At 73.2% G+C, this 15,469-nt stretch carries 15 protein-coding genes; 6 read left to right on the top strand and 9 right to left on the bottom strand.

Annotation, left to right across the window (positions count from 1 at the left end):
- The first annotated feature begins 1 nt into the window (after position 1).
- From AC3ANR_RS19165 to AC3ANR_RS19155, 3 genes are all read left to right on the top strand, one after another.
- Positions 2 to 655 (top strand): DUF599 domain-containing protein, encoded by a 654-nt coding sequence (locus tag AC3ANR_RS19165; protein WP_488289698.1) that lies wholly within the window; start codon positions 2 to 4, stop codon positions 653 to 655.
- Positions 656 to 736: 81 nt separating this feature from the next.
- A complete protein-coding gene (locus AC3ANR_RS19160) occupies positions 737 to 1,885 on the top strand; it encodes an acyl-CoA dehydrogenase family protein (RefSeq protein ID WP_488289697.1) in 1,149 nt (382 codons plus the stop codon).
- A gap of 299 nt (positions 1,886 to 2,184) precedes the next feature.
- Positions 2,185 to 2,379 (top strand): hypothetical protein, encoded by a 195-nt coding sequence (locus tag AC3ANR_RS19155; RefSeq protein WP_488289696.1) that lies wholly within the window; start codon positions 2,185 to 2,187, stop codon positions 2,377 to 2,379.
- Here AC3ANR_RS19155 and AC3ANR_RS19150 read toward each other — a convergent pair.
- From AC3ANR_RS19150 to AC3ANR_RS19120, 7 genes are all read right to left on the bottom strand, one after another.
- A complete protein-coding gene (locus tag AC3ANR_RS19150) occupies positions 2,376 to 3,716 on the bottom strand; it encodes a hypothetical protein (protein ID WP_488289695.1) in 1,341 nt (446 codons plus the stop codon). The two genes, AC3ANR_RS19155 and AC3ANR_RS19150, sit on opposite strands and share 4 nt — an antisense overlap.
- A 180-nt stretch (positions 3,717 to 3,896) precedes the next feature.
- Positions 3,897 to 5,228 carry a sensor histidine kinase gene (locus AC3ANR_RS19145; protein ID WP_488289694.1) on the bottom strand — a complete coding sequence of 444 codons (1,332 nt, stop codon included), beginning with the start codon at positions 5,226 to 5,228 and terminating at the stop codon, positions 3,897 to 3,899.
- Positions 5,228 to 6,580 (bottom strand): sigma-54-dependent transcriptional regulator, encoded by a 1,353-nt coding sequence (locus AC3ANR_RS19140; protein WP_488289693.1) that lies wholly within the window; start codon positions 6,578 to 6,580, stop codon positions 5,228 to 5,230. The genes AC3ANR_RS19145 and AC3ANR_RS19140 overlap by 1 nt, the downstream gene beginning before the upstream one ends.
- Before the next feature lie 14 nt (positions 6,581 to 6,594).
- Positions 6,595 to 7,833, bottom strand: coding sequence for an ABC transporter permease (locus AC3ANR_RS19135; protein ID WP_488289692.1), 1,239 nt, complete (start codon positions 7,831 to 7,833; stop codon positions 6,595 to 6,597).
- 8 nt (positions 7,834 to 7,841) lie between these two features.
- On the bottom strand, positions 7,842 to 9,167 hold the full coding sequence (locus tag AC3ANR_RS19130; RefSeq protein ID WP_488289691.1) for an ABC transporter permease: 1,326 nt from the start codon (positions 9,165 to 9,167) through the stop codon (positions 7,842 to 7,844).
- A gap of 12 nt (positions 9,168 to 9,179) precedes the next feature.
- Positions 9,180 to 9,890, bottom strand: a complete 711-nt coding sequence (locus tag AC3ANR_RS19125) for an ABC transporter ATP-binding protein (RefSeq protein WP_488289690.1) — start codon at positions 9,888 to 9,890, stop codon at positions 9,180 to 9,182.
- An 18-nt stretch (positions 9,891 to 9,908) separates the two neighbouring features.
- Positions 9,909 to 11,177, bottom strand: coding sequence for an efflux RND transporter periplasmic adaptor subunit (locus AC3ANR_RS19120; protein WP_488289689.1), 1,269 nt, complete (start codon positions 11,175 to 11,177; stop codon positions 9,909 to 9,911).
- 176 nt (positions 11,178 to 11,353) lie between these two features.
- Between AC3ANR_RS19120 and AC3ANR_RS19115 the strand changes: the two genes are divergently transcribed.
- Complete coding sequence (locus AC3ANR_RS19115) at positions 11,354 to 11,902, top strand: CcdC protein domain-containing protein (protein ID WP_488289688.1); 549 nt, start codon at positions 11,354 to 11,356, stop codon at positions 11,900 to 11,902.
- A 13-nt stretch (positions 11,903 to 11,915) separates the two neighbouring features.
- Here the strand turns inward: AC3ANR_RS19115 and AC3ANR_RS19110 are convergent, their stop codons facing one another.
- Positions 11,916 to 12,824, bottom strand: coding sequence for a recombination-associated protein RdgC (locus tag AC3ANR_RS19110; RefSeq protein ID WP_488289687.1), 909 nt, complete (start codon positions 12,822 to 12,824; stop codon positions 11,916 to 11,918).
- 303 nt (positions 12,825 to 13,127) lie between these two features.
- Here AC3ANR_RS19110 and AC3ANR_RS19105 point away from each other — a divergent pair, with 303 nt between their 5' ends.
- Both AC3ANR_RS19105 and AC3ANR_RS19100 read left to right on the top strand, forming a co-directional pair.
- Entirely contained in the window at positions 13,128 to 13,439 is a 312-nt protein-coding gene (locus AC3ANR_RS19105) for a hypothetical protein (RefSeq protein WP_488289686.1), read from the top strand.
- Between the two features lie 73 nt (positions 13,440 to 13,512).
- Positions 13,513 to 13,878 (top strand): hypothetical protein, encoded by a 366-nt coding sequence (locus AC3ANR_RS19100; protein WP_488289685.1) that lies wholly within the window; start codon positions 13,513 to 13,515, stop codon positions 13,876 to 13,878.
- A 21-nt stretch (positions 13,879 to 13,899) separates the two neighbouring features.
- Here AC3ANR_RS19100 and AC3ANR_RS19095 read toward each other — a convergent pair whose 3' ends face one another.
- Positions 13,900 to 15,432, bottom strand: a complete 1,533-nt coding sequence (locus AC3ANR_RS19095; protein WP_488289684.1) for a PAS domain-containing sensor histidine kinase — start codon at positions 15,430 to 15,432, stop codon at positions 13,900 to 13,902.
- Between the last annotated feature and the right edge of the window lie 37 nt (positions 15,433 to 15,469).

Raw genomic sequence — 15,469 nt, 5'->3', positions numbered from 1 at the left:
GATGGCCTGGGGCGCGCTGACCGCCACCTTCGCGATCGTGGCGCTGTACGAGCTGGCCATGGCGCTGGCGCACCGCGACCGGCCGGGCCGGCACGCCCGGCACGCGCACGCGGACCTGCGCGAGGACTGGCTCGACGCCGTCTCGCGCGCCAAGGGGTCCGAGGTGCTGGCCGTGCAGACGCTGCGCAACTCGATGATGTCGGCCTCCATGGTCGCCTCGGCCGCCGTGCTGGGCCTGATGGGAACGATGACGCTCGCGGCACCGTCGCTGCATGGCGAGCCGCAGGCCGCCGCCGGCCTGGCGCTGGCCGCGGTGACGCCGCGCCTGGGCGCCGCGCTCGGCCTGCTGGTGCTGCTGTTCTTCTCGCTGGCCACCTCGGCGCTGGCCGCGCGCTACTACCACCACGCCGGCTTCATCGCCGGCATGCCGGTCGGCTCGCCCGAGCGCGCGCGCTGGCAGGGCGTGGGCGCGGGCCACCTGCGCAAGGCGGGCGTCCTCTACAGCTGGAGCCTGCGCAGCCTTCTCGCGGTGGCGCCGCCGGTGGCCTTCATCCTGCATCCGCTGGCCGGGCCGCTGGTCGCGCTCGGCGTGGTCGCCGCGCTGCTGCGGATGGACCGGGTGGCGGCCGACGGCGTCGAGTCACCGGCGGCCTGAGCGCGCCCGGCGCCGCCAGCCGCCCGGCGCTGCGGGAATCCCTGCACCCCCGCGCGCGGGCGCTGCCGCCACAATGCCCGCATGCCCCTGCACTTCCAGCGTTCCTGGGAGGACGCCGACCTGGCGTCCTGGCGCGACAACGTGGCGCGCTTCGTCGAGCAGGAGATGCTGCCCGGCGATGCGCAGGCGCGCGACCGCGGCCACGTCGGCCACGCGCTGTGGCGCCGCGCCGGCGAGTTCGGCCTGCTGTGCACCGACGTGCCCGAGGCCTACGGCGGCGCCGGCGGCGACTTCCGCCACCAGGCGGTGTTCGACGAGGAGATGGCGCGCCGCGGACTGTCGGGCATGAGCACATCGGTGCACTCGATCGTCGCGCACTACCTGCTCAACCACGGCACCGAGGCGCAGAAGCTGCGCTGGCTGCCGCGCATGGCGCGGGGCGAACTGGTGGGCGCGATCGCGATGACCGAGCCCGGCGCCGGCTCCGACCTGCAGGGCATCCGCACCCGCGCCGAGCGGCGCGGCGAGCGCTACGTGCTCCATGGCAGCAAGACGTACATCACCAACGGCCTGCTGGCCGGGCTGGTGCTCGTGGTGTGCAAGACCGACCCGGCGCAGGGCGCCAAGGGCACCTCCATCGTGGCGGTGGAGACGCACGATTGCGCCGGGTTCCGCGTCGGGCGCCGGCTGGACAAGCTGGGCCTGCATGCGCAGGACACCTCCGAGCTGTTCTTCGACGGCGTCGAGGTGCCGGCCGACCACCTGCTGGGCGGCCGCGAGGGCCAGGGGTTCTACCAGCTCATGAGCGACCTGCCGTACGAGCGCCTGATCATCGGCGTGGTCGCCCAGGCCGCCATGGAAGGCGCCTACGAGGCGACGCTGGCCTGGGTGCGCGAGCGGCAGGCGTTCGGGCAGCCGATCGCCGCGTTCCAGAACACGCGCTTCAAGCTCGCCGAGGTGGCCACGCAGATCGCCGTGGGCCGGGCGTTCATCGACCGGTGCGTCGAGCAGCTGCTGGCCGGCACGCTGGACACCGCGACCGCCTCGATGGCCAAGCTGTGGGGCTCGGAGACGCAGTGCCGGGTGCTCGACGAACTGCTGCAGCTGTGGGGCGGCGCCGGCTACATGCAGGAGACGCTGGTGGCGCGCATGTGGGCCGATGCGCGCGTGCAGCGCATCTACGGCGGCACCAGCGAGATCATGAAGGAAGTGATCGCGCGCGCGATGTAGGAAGGCGCGGCCAACCCCTCGCCGCGCCCGGAAGGCGCCGCCGCATCGCCGGGATCGAGCATCGGAGCGTCCGCCACCTCACGCGCGGCGGACAGGGCGCCTCGCGGCGCCGCGAAGACCAGCCCCGGAGGTCGTCATGGCGGGCTCGACCCGCCATCCAGCCCCCCTGCCGGCCGGCCCCGCTGCACGCCGGGAATCGCCCCTGGCGCCCCCATCTTTTACACATCCATGGCGCGATCCGTGACGGAGTACCTCGGAACTTCCCGCCCCAGCCGATAAGCTCCCGCCCGAGTTCGACCATGAAGTGCCGCTGCATCGTTCCCCACGCCTACGAGATCCGCATCGAGCGGGCCTGGTGGATGCGCATGATCCCGTTCAGCGCGGCGTACTACTGCACCCACTGCCAGCAGAAATCGGTGCAGTGGCGCAAGCCGCTGTTCCCGCGCGCCGGTGCAGGCGACGCCGCGGCCCGGTCCGCTTCCACCCGGCACTAGCCACCGGCCGGCTTCGGCCGCAGCAGCACCAGCGTCCCGCCCGCGTCGGCCAGCACCGAGCCGTCGTCGGCCAGCGCGATCACCGACCGCAACACGGGCAGTCCCGGCGCGACGCGGCTGTTCAGGTCGACCATTCCATCGGCATCGCTCCACAGGAAGGCCCGCGCGCTGCCGTCCGCGGCGCTCGACTGTCCGCCGACCTGGCCACTGGCATTGACGGCCGTCGCTGCCGACCCGGACCCGCCCAGAGTGCCCAGCGGCACGGTCGCGCCGTCGCGCCACAACACCGCCTGCGTCTGGCCGCCGGCCGTCGTCGACGAGCCGACCACCCAGCCGGCGGCGTTGATCGCCGCGGCGGCGGAGATCGACCCGCCGAGCGTCCCGAGGTCGACCATGCCATCCGCGGCGCTCCAGCGGTACGCGTGCTGCGCCCCGCTGGCCAGGTCGGCCTGCCCAGCGGCCTGGTTGGCGTCGTTGAGGCCCGCCACCGACGAATTCGCGCCGCCCAGCGTGCCGAGGTCCCGCACCAGTTCGCCGACCACCCACAAGGCTGCATGGGTGTGCGCATCCGGCGTGGCGGAGAGGCCCGCCACTGTGCCCGACATGTTGATGAAGAGGCCATGGGTAGGGTCCGGGCCCAGCGCGTTGGTGCCGATCGCGCCCAGCCCCTCCCCGGTGCCGTCCAGGTTGCGCCGGAACGCGTCGTCGAAGCCGCGGTTGGAGGTGGTGCCGGTCACCTGGCCGCTGGCGTTGATCGCCGCCGGCACGGTCGAGACCGAGGGCGAATGGTCGACCACCGTCAGCGTGTTCGTGGCCGACTGCCACCAGAACAGGTGCGGCGACGAACGCACGAGGAAGCCGGTGACCACGCCCGCGGCGTTGACCGCCACCGCGCGTCCCGGCTCGGTCGAGATGTCGCGCACGGCGCTGCCATCGTAGAAGCGCGGGTGGCCATCCGCCGAGGTGTACGTCACCTGCCCGTTCGCATTGAGGCTCAGCGCGCCGGCCTGGGCGCCGTCGTCCAGCCGCGTGGCGAGGAAGGTGGCCGCCAGCGCACCGGCGGGCGCGGGAGCCGGCGGGGTGGCCGACGGTGCGGGCGAGGGTGCCGGGCCGCCGGCTTGCGGCGGTGACGGCGCGGCGGGCGTCGCGGAGGGCGCCGGGGCCGCCGGAGTCGCCGGCGCGGGCGGCCCGCTGGCCACCGGCACGGGCGCCGGCGTGGCGCTGCTGCTCGTGTCCCCACCATCGCTGCCGCCGCCGCACGCCGCCAGCAGCGCGGTGGCGAGGCACAGGTCGACGAGGACGGCCGGCACGCCGGATCGAGAGGGCGAGTCACGCATGGCGTTCTCCTGCAGCGCCTGCTGGGAGAAGCATCGCTTCGCAGGCGGCAACCGATGCCGCGCCCGCCGGCTCGCGCCACCGGGCGCGAACCCATTGTGGGCACTTGCCTGGCGCGCGCGCGCCGCTTCCGGTAACAGCGATGGCGCGGCTGTATCCGCGGGCGGCTGGGCTGCGCGGCCTCAGGCCGGCAGCACCAGCGACACCACCAGCCCGCCGCCGTCGCGGTTGCCCAGCACGATGCGCCCGCCGTGCGCCTCGGCGATCTCGCGCGCCAGCGCCAGGCCCAGGCCGGTGCCGCTGCGCTTGGTCGAATAGAACGGCACCAGCGCCTGCGCCATCACCGTTTCGGTCATGCCGCTGCCGCGGTCCAGGACGTCGATGGCCACCGCGTCGCCGGCGCGGCGCACGCCCAGCGCCACCTCGGCCGGCTCCGACCCCGACTCGTGCGCGTTCTTCAGCAGGTTCAGCAGCGCCTGCTCCAGCTGGCCGGCGTCGACGCGGGCCGGTTCGGCCGGCAGCTCGCCGGCGAGCCGGAACGGCACCTGCGCCTGCAGCGAGGCGACCAGGGTGCCCCACGGCACGTCCTCGATGCGGGGCGCGGGCAGCTTGGCGAAGCGGGCGTAGCCGTCGATGAATCCGTGCAGGTGGCGCGTGCGCTCCTCGATCGTGCGCAGGATCTCGGGCAGCCGCTCGGTCTGGCCGCGGCGCAGCAACTCCGCGCCCGAGCTGGCCAGCGAGGCCGCGGGGGCGAGCGAGTTGTTCAACTCGTGGCTCAGCACCCGGATCACCTTCTTCCAGGTCTGCACCTCCTGCCGCCGCAGCTCCGCCGTCAGGTGCCGCAGCAGCAGCAGCTCGTGCCGCTGGCCGTTGAGCGTGAACTGGCGCCGCGCGAGGTGGTAGATCTCGTCCTCGGCGTCGCTGCCGCGCGCGGGGCGCACGGTGAAGAGGCCGTCGCCGCCGCGCGCATAGGCCTCGCGCAGCGAGCCGAACGCCTCGCGCAGCAGTCGCTCCAGGTCCATGCCTTCCAGCCGGCGGCCGCGATGCAGCAGCTGGCGGGCGGCGATGTTGCCGAACACGACGTGGCCCGCCTGGCCCACCAGCAGCATCGCCACCGGCGTGTTCTGCACCATGGTGTCCAGCAGCAGCTCGCGCTCGGCCAGCCCCTGGCGCTGCTCGCGCAGCACCCGCCCGAGGTCGTTGTGGGCCTGCACCAGGTCGCCGATCTCGTCGTTGCGCTGCCAGTGCAGGCCGACCGAGAAGTCGCCGTCGCGGTAGCTGAGCACCGTGCCGCCCAGCGCGCGCAGCATCGCCAGCAACGGCTGCAGCTGCGCCCGCGCGAGCAGGATCGCCACCGGCAGCAGCACGGCCAGCGTCAGCAGCGCGGCCTGCGGCGTGGGCCCCAGCCAGGCGGCCAGCACCAGGGCCAGCACCGTGCTCGCGACGACGAGCGCCGCAGCCACCAGCGACAGCCGGGCGACCAGCGTGAAACGGCGTGCGCGTGCGGCTGCCATCAGGCGGCGGGCGTGCGGCCGATGCCCAGCCGCTCCATGCGGCGGTAGAGGGCTTGCCGGCTCAGGCCCAGTTCGCTGGCGGCCTGCGCGACGACGCCGCCGTGCCGGCCCAGGGCCTGTTCGATGGCCGCGCGATCGAGCTCCGGATCGGCGGCCGGCGCCGCGGCGGCGCCACCGGCGGCGGGCAGCCCGAGGTCGGCGGCGCGGATCGTGTCGCCTGCAGCCAGCAGCGCGGCGCGCTGCATGGTGTTCTTCAGCTCGCGCACGTTGCCCGGCCAGGCATGCCGCAGCAGCGCGCCCTGGGCGCCGGCATCGAGCCGCTTGCCGGCGCCCAGGAAGTGCAGGGCCAGCGGCAGGATGTCGTCGGGCCGGCGGGCCAGCGGCGGCAGCGCGATCTCGATCACGTTGAGCCGGTAGAACAGGTCCTCGCGGAAGGTGCCGGCGCGGATCATGGCGCGCAGGTCGGCGTTGGTGGCGCTGACCACGCGCACGCGCACCTGGCGCTCCTCGTTGGAGCCCAGGCGCTGGAAGCGCCCCGTCTCCAGCACGCGCAGCAGCTTGACCTGCCCGGCCGGCGGCAGGTTGCCGATCTCGTCGAGGAACAGCGTGCCGCCGTCCGCGGCCTCGAACTTGCCCGCGCGCGCCCGGCCCGCGCCGGTGTACGCGCCGGCCTCGGCGCCGAACAGCTCGGCCTCGACCAGCTCCGCCGGCAGGGCGCCGCAGTTGAGCGTGACGAAGGGGCCGTCGCGCACGCCCGAGTTGGCCTGGATGATCGCGGCGATGCGCTCCTTGCCGGCGCCGTTGGGGCCGGTCACCAGCACCGGCAGGTCGGCGCGCGCGACCTGGCAGGCCAGCTCGATCACGCGCTCGGTGGCGGCGTCGCCCCAGACCATGCCGCGCAGGTCCCAGGCGCGCTCCAGCTCCTCGTGCCGGCGCCGCTCGCGCCGCAGCTTCCTGTGCAGCTCGCGCGTGGCCTGGCCCAGTTCGAGCAGGTTCTTGACGGTGGTGACCAGGCGCTCGTCGTTCCACGGCTTGGCCAGGTAGTCGGCCGCGCCGGCCTTGACCAGGTCGACCGCCATGTCCAGGTGGGTCCAGGCGGTCAGCAGGATCACCGGCAGGTCGGGATGGCGCTCGCGCAGGCGGTGGAAGAGGGCCCGGCCTTCCTCGCCCGAGGTGGTGTCGGCGGCAAAGTTCATGTCCTGGATCACCAGGTCGATGTCGCCCTGCGCCAGCCGGCGCAGGCCCTCGTCGGGCGAGGCCGCATGCGCGCTGTGGATGTCGTGCAGCGACAGCAGCACGTCCAGCGCGGTGGCGATGGAGGCGTTGTCGTCGATGACCAGGACCGTGGGCATGGCCTGGGATTAGATCAGGCCGTGCGGGTGGCGATCGCGGGCGAGGTGCCCGCCGCGCGCGCGGCCGGCCCCCACACCGCCACGATCCCCAGCACCCACAGGGCGAGCGCGCCGCCGGCCAGGTAGCCGCCCGGCAGGCGCGGCAGCCCCAGCTTGCGCTCCAGCAGCTGGTTGAGCGCCAGGCCCAGGAACAGGCCGGCGGCGATGCCGGCGCTGGTGATCAGCACGTTCTCCACCAGGAAGTAGCGCAGGATGTCGCGCCGCCGCGCCCCGAGCGCGCGCCGCACGCCGATCTGCTTGCGCCGCTGCGTCACGCGCAGGCTGGTCAGGCCCACGATGCCGCTGCCGGTCACCAGCAGCAGCAGGGCCGCGACGGCGATCAGCATCGAGGCCAGCGCCTTCTCGTTGCGGTAGCGGTTGATGCGGTCTTCGGCCACCGAACGCACGGAAAGGCGCAGGGGCGCCGTGGCGGCCCGGCGCAGCGCCTGGTCGGCCGCGGCCATCACCTTCTCGCGCTGGCCCGCCTCGGTGCGCACGGCGTAGCGGATGCGGATGTTGGACACGCGCCAGGGCAGGATGACCGAGTACTCGCCCTCCATCGAGTCTTGCGCCTGCGTGCTCTGCAACCGGTCCACCACGCCCACCACGCGCACCTCGGCGCCGTCGGACAGGCCGAAGATGAAGCTGCGGCCCACGAAGCTGGTGGCGCCGGGGAACAGCCGCTGCGCCAGCGCGCGCGTGACGATCGCGGAGCGGGGGAACTTGTCGAAGTAGCTGTCCACCGCCGGGTCCAGCTCGGACATCTCCGCCTCGGTGATGTCGCGGCCCTCGACCAGTTGCAGCCCCAGCGTGCGCACGAATCCAGGCTCGGCGTAGTAGACCGCCGGCGTGGCCAGCTCCTGCGTCTGCGCGCGGTCCTGCCGCACGCTGCTGGACGAGCCCGAGCGCGACATCGGCATCTGGCTGGTCCAGCTGGCCGACACGACGCCCGGCACGCCGCGCAGGATCGCCATGTCGCGCTCGCGCTCGGCCAGCATCTGGCGGTGCGGCATGTCGTCGGGCAGCAGGCGGGCCAGGTAGCCCACGGTGCTTTCGTCGGCGATGCCGCTCGGGCGGTCGGCCGCCTGCAGCCGCAGGTGCACGATGAACAGGGCGTTGGCCAGCACGGCCAGGCTCAGCGCCACCTGGATCGCGACCAGCAGGGGCGCCGTGCGGGTGCGCAGCAGCGCCGAGAGGATGGGGCGGATTTCCATGGCGGTCCTCATTGCGACTTCAGTTGCAGCGCCGGCGTCACGTGGCTGGAGCGCCAGGTGGGCAGCAGGCCGGCCAGCAGGGCGGCGGCGATGGCGACGGCGAAGGTCACGGCGAGCATCTGCCAGTCCATGTGCGCCACCACGGACAGGTCGCGCGACTGGCGCCGGATCACCCACAGCGCGGCCAGGCTCAGGGCCAGTCCGAGCACCCCGCCGGCCAGGCCGATCACGCCCGCCTCGACCAGGAACTGGCGGAACACCGTGCCGCGCGTGGCCCCCAGCGCCCGGCGCACGCCCACCTCGGGTGCGCGGGCCGAGAACTTGGCCAGCAGCAGGCCCATGGTGTTGACCATGCACAGCAGCAGGAAGCCGATCGCGAGCCACACCGCCGCCTTGTGGTCGTTGGGCACCACCTCCATGTACTGCAGCCACTCGTTCACGTCGTACAGGGCCACCGGGTCGGGCCGCTCGAAGCGGCCCAGGCGCCGCTGCTCGCGCACGTAGCCGTCCAGCCAGTCGTGCAGCGCGGGCCGGTCCGCGGCCGAGGCGAGCTCGAACCAGAACTGCAGCCAGATGCACTCCGACTCCAGGAAGCCCTGGTAGCCCGGACGCGCCGGCTCGCCCGAGCAGCTGGTGCTGCCGTTGGACTGCTGCTCGGCGGCGATGGCGCTGGCGAACGGCAGGTAGATGTGGTCCCGGCCGTTGAAGCTGCCGCCGTTGCCGTTGATGATGTGCGTGAAGCGCGGCACCGGGTTCCAGTCCTCCAGCACGCCGATCACCTGGTACTCGCGATTCCACAGGCGAAAGCGCTTGCCGACCGCATTGCCCTTGCCGAACAGCGCGTCGGCCTTGGCCGCGCTGAGCACCGCGACGTTGGCGCCGGCGCGGTCCTGCTCGGCGCTCCACGGCGCGCCGTCGCGGAACGGCACGTCGAACATGCGGAAGAAGTCGGTGGTGGTGGCCACGCCGTCCACGCTGGTCATGGGCAGGTCGGGCCGCGCGGGCTCGATCGCGCCGGCCACGTCGAGCACCACGGTGCGGCGCACGCCCTGCGGCGCGGCGAGCATGTTGACCGCGTCCTTGTACGTCACCTGGTTCTGGAACCAGGGCGGCTTCTCGCCGGGCACCCAGGTCTTGCGCGGCGCGACGTCCAGCCGCGGCACGATCAGCCGGTCGCTCTTGGCCGGGATCGGGTCGCCCGACATCACGTGCAGCACGGTGGCGGTGGCGACGCTGGCGGCCACGCCCACCGCGAGCGTCAGCACCATCAGCGCCGTGAGGACCGGGTTGCGGCGCAGGCTGCGCACGCCCAGCATCAGGTGGTAGCGGAACATGGGCGCGTCCTTTCAGCCGACGGCGGCGTCGGCTTCGACCAGCGAGGGGCGGCGGCGCACCAGGTCGTGCACGCAGCCGTCGATGATGTGGACGATGCGCTGCGCCCGCGCGGCCAGCTCGGGGTCGTGCGTCACCATCAGGATCGTGGTGCCGCGCGCATTGATCCGCTCCAGCAGCTCCATCACGCTGCGCGCCATCTGTGTGTCCAGGTTGCCGGTGGGCTCGTCCGCGAGCAGCAGCTTGGGCGTGCCGGCCAGCGCGCGCGCGATGGCCACCCGCTGCTGCTGGCCGCCCGAGAGCTCCGACGGGTAGTGCTTCATGCGCGAGGCCAGGCCCACCTCGGCCAGCGCGTGCTCGATGCGCTCGCGCCGCTCGGCCGCCGCGAAGCCGCGGTAGCGCAGCGGCACGTCGACGTTGTCGAACAGGTTCAGGTCCGGGATCAGGTTGAAGCCCTGGAACACGAAACCCAGCTTCTCGTTGCGCAGCCGCGAGCGCTGGTCGTCGTCGAGCGCCGTGACGTTCACGCCGTCCAGGTGGTACTCGCCGCCGTCGAAGTCCTCCAGCAGCCCGGCGATGTTCAGGAACGTGGTCTTGCCAGAGCCCGAGGGGCCGGTGACGGTGACGAACTCGCCTTCCTTCACGTGGACGTCGAGCCCGCGCAGCGCGTGGGTCTCGATCATGTGGGTGCGGTACACCTTGCTCAGGTCTTGCATGCGAAGCATGGGGACGTCCTCGGTTGGTTATTCGTTGATCTTCACGCGCGCGGCGTCCTGGAACGCCTCGGTGCCGGAGATGACGACGCGCTCGCCGGGCTGCAGGCCCGACACGACCTCGACCGCCGACACGCTGGTGGCGCCCAGCCGGATCGGCCGGCGGGTGGCGACGCCGCCGTCGACGACATAGGCGAAGTGGCCGCCCTGCGCGTCGACGAAGGGGCCGCGCGGCAGCATCACGGCGTTGCGCCGCTCGTCGATCAGCAGGCGGGCCGACACGCGCTGGCTCTGGCGCAGGCCGCCCGGGTGCCGGCCGTCGAAGCGCACGCGGGCCAGCACCAGGTTCTTGACCACCTCGGGCGCCAGCGCCGACAGCGTGCCGGTGGCCTTCACCTCGCCGGCCTGGATCTCGGCCTTCATGCCCAGGCCCAGGTCGGCGGCGTACATCTCGGGGATCTCCAGCTCCACCTCCAGGCGCGACAGGTCCACCAGCGTCATCAGGGGCGCGTTGGCGGCCACCACGGCGCGCTGGCTCACCGCGACGCTGCCGATGAAGCCGTCGCCCGGCGCGCGCACGGTCAGGTCGTCGACGCGGCGGCGCGCGAGGTCGAGGGCGAGCTTTTGCCGCTGCAGCTGCGACAGGCGCGTCTTGAGCTGCAGGTCGACGTCGTCGTTCTCCAGGCTGGCGGCGGCCGAGGCGTGCCGGCTGCGGATCTGTGCCGACCGCACCGCGTCGCGGGCCTTCTCGAAGTCGTTCTTGGCCACCACGCCGACGATGCCGGCCTGCTCGATGCGCTCGAACTGGCGCTCGGCGGCGATGCGGTCGATCTCGGCCTGGTCGGCCTCGCGCCGGGCCGACAGCCGTGCCTTGCCGGCCAGGATCCGCTGGCGCGCCACCTCGGCCTGCAGTTCCTCGTAGCTGGACTGCTCGCGCTTCAGGGCATCGGCCAGGTCGGGCGACTCCAGCACCGCCAGCACGTCGCCCCGCTTGACGGTGTCGCCGGCGTTGACCTTCAGGTTCACGGTGGCCGCGGCCGGCGCATAGAGCGTGGGGCTGACGGCGGCGACGACGCGGCCGTTGACGCTGGCGTCGCGCACCAGCGTGCCGCGCGTCACCTCGGCGATGCGCAGCCGCTCGGCCTGCACGACGGGCGTGCCGGCATGCCAGTCGGCCAGCAGCACGCCCGCGCCGCTGGCGAGCACGACGACGACGGCGGCGGCGATGGCCAGCCGCCGCGCGCGCTGGCGCGGCCGCGGCGCGATCGGCTGGTCCTGGGCGGAGGTGTCTCGGATCATCGGCACCTGCTTTGCAGCAACCGTGCCCGCGCTAAGTACTTGATCTGCAAGGGGCCGCGGGTGTCCGGCGCACTGTCCGGGCTGTCCGCCCGGTGTCCGCGAACAGCGGCCGGACGCGGCGCGGACCGTCCCGGCGGGCCCCCGCGAGGCGGGCGCTATGGGACACTGGCGCGCCCATGAACGGCACCACGCTTCCCGCCTTCCACCTGCCGCTGGCCGGCGTCATCGCCCTCGGTCTCTTCATCGCCTGGCGCGTGGTGGCGCGCGTGCGCAAGCTGGTGCTGCGCCAGCCGCTGCGGCCCTGGCGCGCCTGGCTGAGCCTGGGGCTCTTCACCTACATGGCGGTCGGCGTCTTCGCCAATCTCTGGGGCGATCCCGGCCCGATGGCGGCCGAGGCGGCCGGCGTGGCCGTGGGGGTGGCCCTGGCCGTCGTCGGCCTGCGGCGCACCTGCTTCGAGGACACGCCCGAGGGCCTGTTCTACAAGCCGTACGCCCACATCGGCATCGGCCTGTCGCTGCTGCTGGTCGGCCGTGTCCTGTACCGGCTGGTGCAACTGGCCACCAACCCCGTGCTGATCGCCGAGCCGCCCGAGGCCTTCCTGCACAGCCCGGCCACGCTGGCGCTGCTGGGGCTCCTGTCGGGCTATTACGCCGCGTACGCCGCCGGGCTGCTGCGCTGGCAGCGGGCGGTGCGGCGGCGGGCCGCGGCAGGCAGCCCGCCCTGAGCCGGCGCCGGCCTCAGGCCTGCGCCATCTCGCCGCCGAGCGACTGCAGCAGCTCGGGCAGCAGCGCCGACAGCTCGCCGGTGGCGATGGCGACGTCGGCATCGAAGCCGTCCTCGCCCTTGGGCGTCTCCTCGATGTCGCGGATGTCGATCTTGCGGATGGCCAGCTGCTCGGTGAGGACGAAGGAGACCTTGTCGTTCCACGTCATCGCCAGCTGCGTCGGCAGCTTGCCTTCCTGGATGTGCTGGCCGATCTCGTCCAGCTCCAGGCTGTGGCGGGCGTAGCGCACCACCGACTTCTCCTCGCCGGGCTTCTTCAGCTCCAGGTCGCGGTCGATCGTGAAGCCCTCGGGCGCCTGGCGGGTGGTGAGCCACTCGCTCATCGCGGCGGCCGGCGCCGTCGAGGTGTTCAGCGGCGCCAGCGGCAGCACGTGGCCGATCTCGGCCATCACGTCCACCAGCGACTTGAGCACGGGCTCGGCCGACTTCATGCTCGACGCCGCCACCACCAGCGAGCGGTTCTCGGCGTCCAGCCACAGCGTGTGCGAGGACCGCTTGCTGAACGCGCGCGGCAGGAAGCTGTGGACGATCTCCTCCTTGATCTCGTTCTTCTCCTTGCGCCCGGGCTTGCGGCCGGTCTGCTGCTCGATCGCCTTGCAGCGCTCCTCCAGCTCCGCGCGCACCGCCGCGCCCGGCACGGCCTTGCGCTCGACCGCGAGCTTGAGGATCCACTGGCCGCCCACCACCTCCACCATCGCGCCGTGCTCCTTGCCGCGCGGCGGCGCCCACCCGACCGAGAGCTCCTGGCTCGGCTGGCAGGGCGTGAAGGCCAGGCGCTGGAGTTCACCCTCCAGGCGATCGAAGGCGGGGGCGGTCCACTCCGGACCGATGCGATAGACGACGATGTTCTTGAACAGGGGCATGCGCGAAGGCGGCAATGGTTGAGGTGGAGAAGGGGCCGCATTCTGCCTGCGTGGCCGCGCCCGTCCCGCGCCCGGCGCGCGGTGTTGCAACTGCTTGCGGGGGCTGTCGCGGGCCTGCGACTGCGTGCGCGCCGCCGCTTGACAGCCGGGCATCGCGGCGGGTCCGGGCGGCCACGCCGGCGCGGCGCACCCGGCGCTGCGCGGATGGCGGGCGCACAACTCAGCCGTGTAACACCGCCCCTGGCACACCGCTGGCACATCGCATGTGCGTCAGAATTCGCGTTTTCCGATTGGATCGGCAAGATGCAGCAACATGATCAGCAGGGCCAGGCGCGCGGCGGCGTGGACGCCGATCCCTGGGGCGCGGACGTGCGAGGCAGCGTGCACTCCGCCTCCGAGGGACCGGGCGCAGCCGAACGCGCGTACGCGCTCTGGCAGGACGCCGAGGAGAAGGCGCGCCGGGTCGAGCGCGAACTCCACGATGCCTGGGTGGATTTCTTCCGGCGCGGCAAGCCGGCGCCGTCCGCCGACCTGGAGCGGCGTGCCGCGTTCCTGCGCAGCGTGGCCCGGGTGCGACTGGAAGAGGCGCGGGCCGCGCGCACCCTGCAGCACTGAGGCGGGCGGGCCGCGCCCGCCCTCATGGTTTCGCTTGCGCTTGCCTGGGCGCCGCCTGGTGCATGCTCGCGCCATGCGACTGCAGTACCTCGAGTTCGATTTCAGCGACGAAGAGTCCGGCCGCGGCAGCTTCGATGCCATGGCCTCGGTGATGCCGGCGCGGCTGCCCGCGCTGCTGGCGGAGGTGGCCGCCGTGCTGCGCTGGGCCGGCCAGGGGTTCGGGCCTGCCGGGACCCTGCAGGACGAAGGCGAGTGGGACTACGACCTGCAGGCCATCGCCGAGCCCGACCAGCCGCTCGATGCCGCCTGCGACCCGGCCACCGGCCAGGTCACGCTCACGCCCGCGGCGCCTGCTGCGCGGACCACCGTGACGCTGACGGTCAGCGGCTCCCCTGCGTTCTGCGCGGCGTTCCGCCAGGTGTTCGGCGCCGGCGACTGACCGCGGCCGGCGACCTGCCGCTCAATCCAGGCTGAAGAACAGCGTCGTGCCCCGGCCCGGGGCCGACTCGGCCCAGACGTGGCCGCCGTGGCGCGAGACGATCTTGCGCACGGTGGCCAGGCCGATGCCCGAGCCCTCGAACTCCGCCCCGTGCAGGCGGCAGAACGGCTCGAACAGGCGGCCGGCGAACTGCGCATCGAAGCCCACGCCGTTGTCGCGCACATAGAAGCAGGGCCGCCCGTCCGGGCCCGCGGTGGCGCCCAGTTCGATGCATGCATCAGTGCGGTCCCGGCTGTACTTCCAGGCGTTGGACAGCAGGTTCTGTAGCAGCAGCGCGCTGAGCACGGGATCGGCCACGGCCGGCAGCGACGCGGGCAGGCGCACCTGCACCTGCCGCTCGGGGTGCATCGCCTGCAGCGCCTGCAGGCAGTCGCGCGCGATCACGGCCAGGTCCACGTCCTGCCGGCGCAGCTCGCTCTGGCCCACGCGCGACAGCTCCAGCAGCGCGCCGATCATCGCCTCCATCTGCCGCGTCGCCGCCACGATCCGGCGCACGTAGTGGGTGCTGCGCTCGCCGAGCTGCTGTTCGTTGCTCTCGGCCAGCGCCTGCGCGAATCCGGCGACGGTGGTCACGGGCGCGCGCAGGTCGTGGGCGATGGAGTACGAGAACCCCTGCAGGTCCTCGTTGGCCGCCTTGAGCTGCGCCGTGCGCTGCTCGACCCGGCGCTCCAGTTCCGTGTTGGTCTCCAGCAGCGCGTCGTGCGCGTGCCGGGCCGCGGTGATGTCGGAAAACGAGATGGCCATGCCCTCCTCGGTCGGGAAGGCGCTGATGCGAAACCACATCTGCAGCGGGGCATAGAACGCCTCGAACCGCTGCGCCACGCGCTCGTGCATCGCGCGCCTGTAATGCGTCTCGAACACGCTGCCGCGCGCTTCCGGGAAGAGCTGCCAGTAGTTCGCGCCCACCGCGTCCTCCAGCCGCAGGCCGAGCGTGGTGAGCGCCACGGTGTTGGCGTAGACCACGCGCCAGTCGCGGTCGATGATGGCGAAGCCGTCGGTCAGGCTGTCCAGGGTGGAGCGGAAGCGCTCCGCCAGCACGCGGTACTGCTCGGCCGGGCCCTTGGTCTTCTGGATGTCCTGGTAGGCGCCCTGGACCCGCACGGTGCGGCCGGCGGCGTCGCGGATGGCGACCCCGATCACGCGCACCCACACGGGCTGGGCGTCGCCGGACTGCACCTGGATCTCGACGTCGAACGGCGTGCCGTGCTGCAGGCAGGCCTGGAACGCGCGCTGCAGGACCGGGCGGCTGTCGGGGGTGTACAGCTGCAGCGCCTGCTCGTTGGTGCACTGGCGGGTCCAGGGGCAGCCGTGGATGTGCTCCAGTTCCGCCGACCACGCCGTCACGCCGGTCTGCAGGTCGGTCGACCAGGCGCCGAAGCCGCCCAGCCGCGCGGCTTCGCCGAGCAGGGCGGCCGCCTCGTCCGCCTGCGGCACTTCGGCCTGCGCGGCCCCGGGCGGGGTGGGGACGGGAACGGTCGGGGAGGAATCGGTCATGCAACTGCGCGCGGGCCGCGGGCCGCGGGATCGGCCG

Source organism: Ramlibacter sp. JJN2-2R (assembly GCF_057747835.1).
This window is presented reverse-complemented; position numbering and strand designations above follow the sequence as displayed.